The organism is Paenibacillus sp. GCM10027630, assembly GCF_042676305.1.
Lineage (GTDB): Bacteria > Bacillota > Bacilli > Paenibacillales > NBRC-103111 > Paenibacillus_S.
This window is the reverse complement of record NZ_JBHTGY010000001.1, coordinates 240,719-253,340: the sequence shown is the minus strand read 5'-3', so window position 1 is coordinate 253,340 and position 12,622 is coordinate 240,719. Positions and strand designations below refer to the sequence as shown.

Annotated in this window: 10 protein-coding genes and 1 pseudogene; 10 read left to right on the top strand and 1 reads right to left on the bottom strand. The window is 44.1% G+C overall.

The features are described 5' to 3' along the window. The first annotated feature begins 26 nt into the window (after positions 1-26). The 7 genes from ACFQ0C_RS01115 (at position 27) to ACFQ0C_RS01085 (ending at position 8,913) form a co-directional block, all read left to right on the top strand. Positions 27-875: an ABC transporter ATP-binding protein gene (locus ACFQ0C_RS01115; RefSeq protein ID WP_379363128.1), complete on the top strand. Its 849-nt coding sequence runs from the start codon at positions 27-29 to the stop codon at positions 873-875. Between the two features lie 203 nt (positions 876-1,078). Then, positions 1,079-2,266 (top strand): glucuronate isomerase, encoded by a 1,188-nt coding sequence (locus ACFQ0C_RS01110; RefSeq protein ID WP_379363126.1) that lies wholly within the window; start codon positions 1,079-1,081, stop codon positions 2,264-2,266. Positions 2,267-2,416: 150 nt separating this feature from the next. After that, the gene (locus tag ACFQ0C_RS01105; RefSeq protein ID WP_379363266.1) at positions 2,417-3,322 is read left to right on the top strand and encodes an ABC transporter permease; all 906 of its coding nucleotides are present in this window, start codon (positions 2,417-2,419) and stop codon (positions 3,320-3,322) included. Positions 3,323-3,341: 19 nt separating this feature from the next. Continuing rightward, entirely contained in the window at positions 3,342-4,214 is an 873-nt protein-coding gene (locus tag ACFQ0C_RS01100) for a carbohydrate ABC transporter permease (RefSeq protein WP_379363264.1), read from the top strand. Positions 4,215-4,348: 134 nt separating this feature from the next. Continuing rightward, positions 4,349-5,917, top strand: a complete 1,569-nt coding sequence (locus ACFQ0C_RS01095; protein WP_379363124.1) for an extracellular solute-binding protein — start codon at positions 4,349-4,351, stop codon at positions 5,915-5,917. 116 nt (positions 5,918-6,033) lie between these two features. Next, positions 6,034-7,053, top strand: a complete 1,020-nt coding sequence (locus tag ACFQ0C_RS01090) for a response regulator transcription factor (protein WP_379363122.1) — start codon at positions 6,034-6,036, stop codon at positions 7,051-7,053. Then, positions 7,054-8,913: a cache domain-containing sensor histidine kinase gene (locus ACFQ0C_RS01085; RefSeq protein ID WP_379363120.1), complete on the top strand. Its 1,860-nt coding sequence runs from the start codon at positions 7,054-7,056 to the stop codon at positions 8,911-8,913. 232 nt (positions 8,914-9,145) lie between these two features. Here ACFQ0C_RS01085 and ACFQ0C_RS01080 read toward each other — a convergent pair. Continuing rightward, positions 9,146-9,820: pseudogene (locus tag ACFQ0C_RS01080) on the bottom strand (metallophosphoesterase family protein); the annotation flags it as partial. Positions 9,821-10,246: 426 nt separating this feature from the next. Here ACFQ0C_RS01080 and ACFQ0C_RS01075 point away from each other — a divergent pair. The 3 genes from ACFQ0C_RS01075 to ACFQ0C_RS01065 all read left to right on the top strand — a co-directional run bounded on the left by ACFQ0C_RS01075 (position 10,247) and on the right by ACFQ0C_RS01065 (position 11,995). Then, positions 10,247-11,089 (top strand): fumarate hydratase, encoded by an 843-nt coding sequence (locus tag ACFQ0C_RS01075; RefSeq protein ID WP_379363118.1) that lies wholly within the window; start codon positions 10,247-10,249, stop codon positions 11,087-11,089. Between the two features lie 42 nt (positions 11,090-11,131). Then, the gene (locus tag ACFQ0C_RS01070) at positions 11,132-11,686 is read left to right on the top strand and encodes a Fe-S-containing hydro-lyase (protein WP_379363116.1); all 555 of its coding nucleotides are present in this window, start codon (positions 11,132-11,134) and stop codon (positions 11,684-11,686) included. A gap of 141 nt (positions 11,687-11,827) precedes the next feature. Next, the gene (locus ACFQ0C_RS01065) at positions 11,828-11,995 is read left to right on the top strand and encodes a hypothetical protein (RefSeq protein ID WP_379363114.1); all 168 of its coding nucleotides are present in this window, start codon (positions 11,828-11,830) and stop codon (positions 11,993-11,995) included. Positions 11,996-12,622: the final 627 nt, after the last annotated feature.

Below are 12,622 nucleotides of genomic sequence, written 5' to 3'. Positions count from 1 at the left end.
CAGCGAGACAGAAAGGAGAGGTAAGCATGACGGATTATACTTTATCCGCGCAGCAGCTGACGTTATGCTATGGGGATACAACCATCATCAACCAGCTGAATTTGCAAATTCCGCAGGGTCAAATAAGCATTCTGATCGGGAGCAACGGATGCGGGAAATCCACATTACTGCGCTCATTTGCAAGGCTCCTTCAGCCTGCTCAGGGCGCCATTCTTTTGAATGGACGCAATATTTCGCGATTGTCCACCAAGGATGTTGCGAAGCAAATGGCTGTACTTCCGCAGGGCCCTGTACTTCCGGAGGGATTAACCGTGCTGCAGCTTGTGCGATTGGGGCGTTATCCCTATCAAAGCTTATTTCAGCAATGGTCTGAAGAGGACGAAGCTCAAGTGAAAAGGGCGCTGCAAGTGACACATCTGGAGCACTTATTGGATCGGGACGTAGACTCGCTCTCAGGAGGGCAGCGCCAACGGGCATGGATCGCCATGACGTTGGCACAGGACACGGAGGTGCTGCTGTTGGATGAGCCGACAACCTATCTGGATATGGCGCATCAGGTGGAAATATTGGACCTGCTTTATGATTTGAATCAGAATGAACAGCGTACTATTGTGATGGTTCTGCATGATTTGAATTTGGCCTGCCGATATGCACACCATATTATCGCAGTCCATAACAAAGGGATTCATTCTCAGGGATTACCGGAGACTATCGTAACCAAGGAGATGATTCGTGAGGTATACGGTATGGAATGTGAGATCGGAACGGATATGCTTTTCGGTACGCCGGTATGTATCCCGCATGGAAAAGGGCGGAAGATAATACCTGAGGCTGGAAGTCCAAGCAATCGTGAATTACATAAGGCGGTTTTATAAAAAGTGCGCTTTAGCAGCATCATACGAACGAGTCTGTCCTTTAAGTCCATGACTTATTGGATAGCCTCGTTTTTTTAGTGTAACAGCGTAAATGATGACAAGTCACCATAATTTATTCAATTCAGCTCTGCTCATTTTTTAGTTAATATGAAAAAGAGGATAAATGAAAACTAAAAAGAGTCCGACGGAGAGGATGAGAGCCTATGTCTTGGCAAAGGGAACAATTCATGAATGAGGTAGCCGGATTAGCTGTATTGGATACCCACACACATCTGGTGGGTGACCGATTGTGTGCTAAGGACTTTTGGGAGATAGCCCATTACTTTTGGTTTTTTCGGGAGCTTCAGGCTGCGGGCTATCCAGCGGATGCGATGGATTTGCCGGAGGAAGAAAGGATCATTCAGTTTCTTGCCGCTTATCGGGCGACTAGAAACACTTTGATGAATTGGGTCGTTACCCATGTATTCAAAACACTTTATGATATCGAGCTGTCGGATGAAGCTGCAGTACGCCGGGCTGATGCTGCTGTACGTGAATCAAGCCAGCGTGAGGGCTGGGCTCAGCAGGTTGCAGACAAGCTGCAAATCCGCGGATTTGTCGTCAATATTCCAGAGCATGCGGAATTTCAGGGAATGGATCGTAACGCGCTGCTCATTCCTCGTATTGACGGAAGATTGGGCGGATGGGTCAATGACATTCAGCAAGCCGAAGATCCTTCTTCTGCCTTTGAAGAAGTTGCCGGAGTAATTGGCAAGCTGCTGGAAGATTATCGGCAGCTGGGCTGCACAGGTATAATGACTACCCTACCTGAGTATGAGGCCAGAGCTAATGAAACGTATCCGTTAACAAGCGGCATGACCAAAGATCAGATCATGATGAAGTTGCTGCATAAGATTTGTGAAGAGCTTGAAGGTAAGGGAATGTTTCTGCAATTATTCCTTGGCGTAGAACGTTCCTGGTGCGGGACAGCGGTTCCAGTTAATGATCCTGCGCGCATTCTCAAGCTAACCGGACTTTTTGAAAGGTACAGCTGCAAGTTTGAGTTAGTTGTGGCTTCGGAAATGAACAACCTCGATGTCGTTCAGGCTGCATGGAACTTCCCCAATGTTCATCTGGGAGGATTGTGGTGGTTTAATTTCCGCGCGAGCACTTATCGTGACTGCATGCAATACCGTTCAGAAGCGCTGCCTGGCATTAAATGCTCGCTAATTGCCTCGGATGCGAGATGTATCGAATGGAGCTACGGGAAAATATTACTCGTTAAGCGGCTAATGGGTGAATATTTGTATGGGCAGATCGAAGCCGGCTGGTTGGATCGGGATACTGCACTCCAGCTTGCAGAAGCATGGCTGTATACAAGCGCGGCACAAAGGTATGGTTTTGCAACATAAAAAAACACAATCCGTCTGCAACTATTTCCATGGATTCATGAGTTTCTCCAACGTATGATTATATAAGGAAGATGAAGCTGGAAAGTGAGGAAATATATGGGGAATAAAACAGAGGCAACAAAGCAAACCGCATACGGGTTAACAGCCCGTATGCCCAAGAAGCCGATAGTGCTGCCGAAAAACTGGGTGCTTTATTTGATTTCAATTCCGGGTATATTTTACTTTATTATTTTCAGATATATTCCGTTAATGGGCTCGGTCATCGCTTTTCAGAATTATAACATTTTTAAGGGAATATCTGGCAGTCCTTGGGCCGGTCTTGAGCATTTTAGACGAATGTTCGCTTACGATGAATTTCTGACTATACTGAGAAATACGATTTTGATTGGCTTTTATGATTTGGTGTTCGCATTTCCTGTACCTATTATATTGGCTTTGCTCTTAAATGAGCTCCGAATCGTTATATTCAAACGCGTGGTGCAGACGGTTGTGTATATGCCGCATTTCCTGTCGTGGGTAATTGTAGGCGGGATACTAGTAGGCTTGCTTTCACCGACAACCGGATTCGTCAATCATGTAATAGGGACGTTCGGAATCGAACCGATCTATTTCCTGGGAGATAATGAATATATACGAAGTATTCTTGTAGGAGCTGGAGTCTGGAAGGATAGCGGCTGGGGGACCATTATATATTTGGCTGCCATAGCCGGAATAAATCCGGATTTGTATGAGGCTGCGGTTATTGATGGGGCAGGGCGTCTGAGACAGACTATTTCGATTACAATACCGAGCATAATGTCGACCATTACAATTCTGTTTCTGCTGCATATCGGAAATTTTTTGGATTTCGGTTTTGAAAGGGTTTTCATATTTTTGAATCCTTTGAACAGCGAGAATGGAGAAATTATTGATACCTATGTGTTTCGTGCGGGTTTAGTGGACCGGCAATACAGCTATACAACAGCTATCGGGCTGTTCAAGTCATTGGTCGGGTTTATGCTTATCGCCATAGGAAATACGTTGAGTAAGAAAGTGAACGGTGAAGGTCTATATTAAGAATGCTTGGGAGGTGAGCATATTGATCATTAGCAGAGCGGAACGAAGCTTTCAAAAGTTTAACATTATATTTATGATCTTGATTGGCCTGAGCATGATGCTTCCGATCGTGCATGTTATAGCGCAATCGCTCAGCAGCAATGCAGCCATTAACAGCGGAAAAGTGTCCTTTTGGCCGGTTGACCCTACTATCGGTAACTATAAGGTTATTTTGGCGGATAGTTCGATGTGGTATGCGTTTCGCAATAGTGTCATTATTGCTGGCTTCGGTACGCTTATTAACTTGACGGCAACGGCGTCGCTTGCTTATCCTTTATCCAGACCGGATTATAATGGGCGAAAAATCATCCTCATTCTTATTTTGGTTACACTTATTTTTCACGCGCCCCTCATTCCCAATTATTTATTAATCAAACAGCTTGGGCTGCTAAATTCATTATGGGCATTGATGCTGCCCACGGCGATCAGTGCTTTTAATTTATTTGTTATGCGCTCCTTCTTTATGAATTTGCCAAGTGAGCTGCTCGATTCGGGGAAAATAGACGGCTGCGGCGAGCTGCGGCTCATATGGAATATCATCCTGCCATTATCCAAGCCGGCGATGGCTACGATGGGAATTATTTATGCGGTTTCCAACTGGAACGCCTACTCAGCTGCGATTTATTACATTAGCAACCGGACCCTTCTTCCTTTGCAGGTAAGGTTGAGGGAGATTGTATTTACGGATAATTACGGACAATCCGATATCAGCTCCGAGCTCATTGCCCAGCTATCTCCCGAAGGAATCAAAATGGCTGTTATTGTTGTAGCTACATTGCCGATAATGCTGGTCTATCCTTTTTTACAAAAGCACTTCATTCAAGGTTTACTCGTTGGTTCTGTGAAATCATAAAATATAACATATCAACATAAAATTCCCAATTTGATGCTATTCTTGCTTACGTTAAGATTAGCAGTAATAGCGGTTTGTCATTTAGTCAACAAACGGATGACAGCGCATACATTTTGCTGAAAGAAGGGGTATCCATGAGGAATAAAAAAGCAATCTGCGGTTCTTTGGTTGCAGTATTAGCAGTTAGCAGTCTCGCTGCCTGTTCTGGCGGTAATCAAGCACCTGCTGCTGAAGCGCCTGCGGCGGCTGCTAATAAAGGGCCTACGAAATTTTCGATCACCTTTCCAACGACAGTAAATACAGGCTACCATACCCGAATTCCGGATCTCAATAACGATAAATGGGTGAAGAAGCTAGGGGAGCTGTCCAATACGGTTCTGGATGTGAAGGTTATCGAAGAAACCAAAATGAGTGTCATGTTCGCCGGTAATGATATACCAGATGTAGTAGGTAATATCGGTACGCCTTCGAATAAGGCGATGTCGGGTTCCGTTGAAGCCGGAGTGTTCATTCCACTCGATGACCTTCTGAAGCAGTATGGGCCTAATCTGATGAAAAAAATTCCAAAAACCGCGTGGGAGGCAGTATCGTATAAAGGGAAAATTTATGGCATCCCCGACTATTTGAACAATCCTTCACGGCGTGGGACTTTTGTCCGAACGGATTTGTTGGAGAAGACTGGCTTGGCGGCGCCTAAAACCGTAGATGAATTTTTGAATGTTCTAAGGGCATTTAAAAAGCTGGGCGTGGAGAATCCGTATCAAATGCGGGAGAATTTCAAATATGCGGATACGATTCTTGGGGCTTTCGACGTCCTGCCTTACAAGGATCAATTCGAACTGCAAAATGGACAGGTAGTCCCGAAATTTTTTGACTCGGAGAATATGCAGAAGGCGCTTCAAGTTTACAAGACAATGTACGATGAGGGTCTGATTGCCAAAGACTTTGCGACCATCTCCTCAACCGACTATACAAAGAACATCAGCGGAGGCAAAGCGGGTATATGGTCTGCCAATGCCGCAGGGCTTGTAGGCTTCCGGGTTAATAACCAGCAGGTGCTGCCTTCAGCCAAAGTAGATATCATCCCATCGCCTAAAGGTCCTGAGGGCAAAGGGGGCTACTTCTTTTATACACCTGTTGTCCGTTCCTTCTATATCAATAAAAATGTTAAGCCCGATACGGCTATCGGCATTGTGAAGTATTTCGACTGGATGGCAACGGATGAAGCGGCTAAATTTTTCACCTTCGGAATCGAGGGGGATACGTATACAATGGAGAACGGCAAGGTGAACTACAAATTTCCTAAGACGAAGGAAGAAAACGAGGAGGAAGGCTTCCGTAGCACTTTGTGGGGAGCTCAGGACTCCACCTACAACAAGGTTAGATTAGAGATGGATGATAATGGAAGGGATACGTTGAAGGCGTTTGACGAAGTATTGGCCAAAGAAGGGCTGCCAGGTATAGGGTTCAATCCAGAGCTAAGCAGCTTTGCTAAATTCCCTGATCTGGCCACTCCACAGCAGGATGTTGGACCCAAATTAATCATTGATCATATGGTCAAAATGATTTATGGCAAGGAGCCGATCTCCGACTGGCCTAAAGTCATTGAGGAGTACAAGAGCAAGGGCGGCAACGAAATCATTAAGGAAGCAACGGACCGTTTTAATAAAAAGGACGGAGCTTACGATCTTTCTGGAAAATAATCATAAAAAAACACAACTCCCGAATACCTATTTCTATTGTAGAAAATTGCCCAAGGCAGTATGATCAAGCCAAGAGCGATGATGTACATGGAATGGTTGAAGGGGGTTGTATTTTTATGCAAATACTCATTGTAGACGATGAACCGATTATTAGTTTAGGGCTTATTAAAATGGTGCAAACCTATACACCCGCCTTCAAAGGAATCCGGACAGCGATGAATGGACATGAAGCCTTAAAGCTGATCGCCGAGCTGTCGCCTGACATTGTACTAACGGATATCCGAATGCCCAAAATGGACGGATTAAGCTTGTGCCAGTCGATACATGAGCAATATGAACATATCCAAACCGTTGTTATATCAGGCTATAATGATTTTGAATATGCACAGAAATGTATGGATTACGGTGTGAAGCATTACTTGTTGAAACCGGTTACAAAATCAGATATTCATGAGGTGCTTGATAAATTAACGCGCAAAATAGTGCGGGGGTACGTGTCCGTATCCTTATATGCGGAGTGGGTTGACCGGATGGAGCAAAGTATTTGGTCGCTGCAAATGGATGAGCTGGAGCGGTTGACCGGTCAATGGAGGACAACCGTCTTGTCGTCTGGTATGACGTTAGCACAAACCAATGAGCTGCTGCAGGACTGCTTAGTTTTGTTAATAAAACGTTTTCAGACGCGGCGTTTCTCACCGTATCTTGCCAAGACGGATGTGGCAGCAAGCAGTGTGAAGGAAGCTTTAGACATTTTTGAATTCCAGCTCAAGCAGCTGGCGACTGATCTGCTTGCGATACGGAACGGCAATTTCAAAGATCCGATGGAGGAAGCCAGAGCTTATATCGATAGCCGCTTATCCCAGGAAATCTCACTCGATCAGGTGGCCATGATGGTCGGCTTGACACCAACCTATTTCAGCGCGCTTTTTAAAAAGACGACTCAAGTGACCTTCGTACACTACCGGATCCATAAGCGAATGGAAAAGGCAAAGGAGCTGTTGGCAATCCCGCATATTCGTATTGTCGATGTCGCTTTGGAGGTAGGCTACGAAGATTACCCGCATTTCACCAAAACGTTCAAAAAAATTGTAGGTGTCTCGCCTTCCGAATATCGGTACGGCATAGGTATCCGATAAATGAAAAAGAGAAGCTTATACCGCAAACTGTATATTTACTTTTTTATCGTCATCGTTGTTTCATTGGCGAGTGTCGGCATATTTTCCTACCGTACTTCTACTCAGGAATTAGACATTCTGGTACAAAACCAAATGAATCAAATCGTTACCAATGCTGTTAATCATACCGATCTGTATCTTAAAGCTTATTCACGCTCCATTGTTTCGTTGTTAACCATTCGCGAGCTGAAGCAATTCATTGATCGTCCGCGCAATCTGCATGAGTACGAGTTTTACGAATACCGTAAGCAAATCAAGGAAATAGGTGTGGATTCGCTGTTTATCCGCAACCCCGAGATTGCCGCTATCTATGTGATCAGCTTTAACGGGAACGCTGTGTATTATTATAATGAGGTGCCGGATCAGCCGTCCTTTACAGCCGCGCAAACACAGGAACAATTGGATTATTTCAGGGAAAACACAAAGGAAAACGGACAATTAGGAATTTTAAATCATAGTATTATGAGCAATCAATCGAACCAAATGTTGACTTTGGTAAGGCAAACCAGGGGGCTCTCCGATCCATCGCCGCAAGGAGTGCTGGCCATAGAAATCCGTTCTGCAGATCTGTCTTCATTATGGAAAGGAATTGAGCTTGGCCCGAACGGCTACTTTTTCATCATGGATGACAAAGGGCGTACCGTTTACCATCCACAATCGGATCAAGTAGGAACCATCACGAACAATGATTTAAGACAGAAGATCATTGAGGCGGGCTCTTCGATGTTCACAGATGATAGCAGCGGTGAGCAGCGGGTCTATATGTCAAGGAAATCTGATTATTCAGGTTGGAGCCTGGTTGTATCGATGCCACTAGACGAACAGCGCAAGCCGGTCGAGAACATCAGGTCGACAACCATTATTGTCGGTTTATTCACGTTATTGTTTGCTCTGGGATTAGCTTATCAATTCGGGCGTTCTATTACTGGTCCGATCAAAATTTTGAAGCAAGGGATGCGGGAGACGGAGAAGGGGAATTGGGCGATCATTCCGCTGCCCAAGCATATTGATGAGATTGTTGAGCTGATGATGCGCTATAATTTAATGGTCAATCGGCTGTCGGAGCTGGTAGAAAAGGCATACCAAGCGGATTTGAAAAATCAGGAAATCCAGTTGGAGAGGCAGCGAGCGGAGTTCCAGTCCTTGCAGCTGCAAATTAATCCGCATTTTTTGTATAACACATTGGAGGTTATTGTTTGCTATGCATCTATTCGCGAATCCGAGGAAATTACTGAAATAGTAAAGGCGCTTGCCTACATGCTGAGGTATTCGGTTCAAACAAATTTGGAAGAAATTACTGTAGCTAACGAGCTAAAACATGTTATGTACTTTCTGATTGTGCTGCGTCATCGGATCAACCGGGAGTTCGAAATTGATGTTGCGGTTAGTCCGAAGCTTTTATTGCAAAAGATGGTTCGACTTACGCTGCAGCCTTTAGTGGAAAATGCATTCCAGCACGCGTTTCCTGATGGGCTGGAGGATTACCATACGATTAAGATTGATGGAGGCATGGATGAGAAGGTTTTCTGGATTAGCGTGGAGGACAATGGGATCGGTATCGCACAAGATAAGCTTATCCGTTTGCAGGAGCAAGTCAACTCGAATAGGTTAGCTGACGGAGAGATTGATGAGAAAGGAAGAAAAGGCGGGATCGGTATCCTTAACGTACACCGCCGGATTCAGATGGTGTTCGGAGATGAGTATGGATTGCGAATCGAAAGTGAGCTGGAGCGGGGGACGAAAATAATATTGGAGATGCCTCATACACCAGCGGCAGGGCCCATAGGGACAGGTAGTTCCATAAAACTGGAAATGAAATAGTAAACTGTGCTTGAGTAAGCCATTTATGCTTATAGAAATCACGTCCTTTAATTTGTACTTTATTAGTGAAAACCTCGACGTACAGCCCTTCGCTTGCTCCTGAATCGATAGCCTTGTAGCTGCCGCGGCGGCTATCCTTGGTCCATGGCTGTCGAACGGAAGACGTACTTACCATTGTAAAATGATCTTGGATCATTGTTTTTGACAGCTGCAGAGTCATATGGGTATGGCTAGAAAACAAAATGACTTGGGGATAGGCGGATAAAATGCTTCTAAGCTCCTGATCCTGCACAACCGCCTGGTTATCAACGCAGCATTCGGAGCCGGCAACCGTCTCGCTAAGCGGTTGGTGCAGAAAAACGAAAATAGGCTTATCAATTTCCGCAGAAGCCAGTCGTGCATGCTCTAATGTTTGACGAAGCCAGCTGAGCTGTGCAGGAGATAAATAAGCGGCTTCCGACTTATTAGGGTTTGATTGCAAGTATTTTTCAGAGCCGAGAAACAGAAAGTGATGGCCATGAACTACTTTTTCGTAATAAACGCTGCTTTCCCCTGTGAATTGCAGAAACCTGTTAATGGAGGCATGCTCGGTTTCACCGTTTGGAAAAGTTTCGGCACTCCATCTGCCCGAAGCGTTAACCCATGCTTTATAAAATTCATGGTTTCCTATAGAAGAATAGAGAGCAGGCGGATGAGCAAGCTGCTTAAGCATATCGCTCAGCTGTCTGTAGTCTTCTGGCATTCCGTTGGTCAAGTCTCCGTTCATAATAAGCGCAGCTGCTTCAGGGGAGAACGTTTGGATATCGCTTAGAGCTGTTTTCAGCATAAGGTGGGATTGCTTATCCCAAGACTGAATATGAATATCACTGAGCACGACGAAACTAAACAGCGGCTGCTCACTAGCCATTGATGAGGCTGGGAGCAAGGTTGGAGCGAGCAGGGACAATATTATTAATGTGAGGAAGATCGCTGTTTTTTTCATAGTAACCTCCATAATTTCGACTTTTTTAGCATATCCCGGAAATGTATAAAAGCCTGAAGGGAAAATCATCCAGTTACTGAACCAAACCTAGGCCGATTATGACAATGCAGGGGGTTATTCAAATTGTTTTGCAGCCCTAAAAGAAAAATCGATAGCAAGTATTGCATAGAAAGGATCATTAACCGCAATAAATATCGTTCTTGTATTACAGGGCTGTGCTAAAATTAAAGAGTGATGAAGGCGCTTACGATAGAAGGAGTACAGTGTGATTCATCAGAATGGAAAATATGAACTTTTTACGACGGTAATCCAGATGTTTGAAAAACAGCCATGGAAGGGAAGGGAATATATATGAGGGTTATCCATACGGATCAAATTCGCGATACCATTGCAGTGATGTGCTGGGAGGCCTGTTATTATTTGCCCCAAGATATATTAGACGGGTTTAAAAGAGCAAGTGAGACAGAGGAATCGCCATTAGGCAAAAGCATCCTTGATCAATTGATTGAGAACGCTCAATTAGCGGCTACGGAAGACCGTCCTTATTGTCATGATACTGGGCTAACTGTGGTTTATGCAGATGTAGGTCAAGATGTTCACATTCAAGGCGGGGATTTTACAAGTGCTATCCATGAAGGTATTAGAAAGGGCTATAAGGAAGGGTATTTGCGGAATTCAATCGTATCCGACCCCTTGCTTCGTAAAAACACGAATGATAATACACCGGGAGTAATCCATACCCGCATTGTTCCTGGAGATCAGATCAAGCTGACCGTTTTGCCAAAAGGCGGAGGCAGTGAAAACATGAGCGCTATGAAATTTTTGCTTCCGGGAGACGGTGTTGCAGGTGTGAAGAAATTTGTTCTGGACACCATTATCGCTGCGGGAGGAAGAGCTTGTCCGCCGCTTGTAGTTGGAGTAGGTATTGGCGGAAGCTTTGACAAGGTGACCGAGATTGCCAAAGAAGCTGTGCTGCGGGAAGTCGGCTCCTTCCATCATGAGGAACATATTGCCCAGCTTGAGAAGGAATTGTTGGAGGATATTAATAAAACCGGTATCGGACCGCAGGGCTTGGGAGGCTCCAATACAGCGATTTGGGTTGCTGTCGAGACATACGGCTGCCATATTACGGCGCTTCCTGTAGCTGTCAACATTCAATGCCATGCAGCACGCAAAAATTCAAAGGTCATTTAAATAACCTGTTCAGGCAGTGAAAGGAAAGGAAGGTTTCTTGCGATGGCAAAAGTATATTTGGAAACGCCCCTCACAAAGGAGAAGGCTCTGAATCTTAAAGCCGGTGACGAGGTATTTCTCAACGGTACCATCTACGTTGCCCGGGATGCTGCACATAAACGAATGATTGAATTGTTGAAAAATAAAGAGGAACTGCCTGTTGATTTAAAGGATCAAATCATTTTTTATGCCGGTCCAACTCCGCCGAAGCCAGGCCAAATTATCGGTTCCATTGCACCTACAACGGCATCCCGTATGGACCCTTATACACCAGCTATGTATGAATACGGTGTGAAGGGGAAGATTGGGAAAGGACCTAGAAGCCAGGAAGTAAAAGATGCTTGCGTCAAGTACGAAGCCGTTTGTTTGTCGGCAATTGGCGGTTTATCGGCATTACTGGCAAACAAGGTGAAATCGGCCGAGGTTGTTGCCTATGAGGATTTGGGACCGGAAGCCATTCGAAAGCTTACGGTTGAAGATTTTCCTGTTCTGGTAGTTTATGACGCTCATGGCGGTGATCTCTATGTACAAGAGATTGCGAAATATAGAAAATTATAATAATACGTTTAACTGGAGGAGTCGGTATCAAGCTGACTAAGGACGGGTCCTTAGTCATTTCAGTAGAGGTTAAACAGGTATAATAAATGATGATTTAGAAAACACTTAACATAAAACAACTGTGTTAAGGAGGAATGCCTCATGTTTGAGAAAATCAAATCTTTACTTAAGGATTATTTCATAGTGGAACATCCAGGTGATGATTATGGATATTATCCAAATGAATATGGAAGCTATCCTTTTTATAAGCTTTCCGGAACAAGCGACGATTTATTGGACGATGAGATGGATAAGGAAGGGTTCAAGTAATGTTAACCGTCGATGTCCCCCATTAGCGGGGATTTTTTTAATTCGTTTTATCCTCCACGTATTTGTCGATAGTATTTAGAACCTCACTTAATTTATGGTGGCTAATATTAATTTCTTGGTTAGTCGCTTGATATCTTTTGTCGTCCTGACTCACAATGAATCCTCTGTAATTTTCATAAATAGTTCTCATGATCTTTAATCTCCTGTTCTATACCAGTATAGTGGGTTGATAATGCTATATCTGCCATTCAGATTTTGATCTGGTTGTATTTGGATATTTTACATCAATCTACCTAATAAATATACGATGGAAAAGAAGAGGTTTTGTCGTATTTTGTATGGATGAGCATATACTTTGTGACAAGTTTTTTGTAATATCAAACTATATAAGTTTTCAGCGGAGCTGAACAAGTCTGATATTGCAAGAAAAGCTACAATTTAGACACGAATGTATCTTCATCGAATGGGCTTCGAATAGAAGCTTTTCTTTATGATTAGTTGGGAAGGACTTCATAAATGCTGCAAATAAGAGTACCTGACAATCTGTAATTGTCGGGTACTCTTATTGGTTAGTATACCTTGGTGAGCTGACTATTATTTGTTTTGTTTCAGTAACAGGTTGCTTCT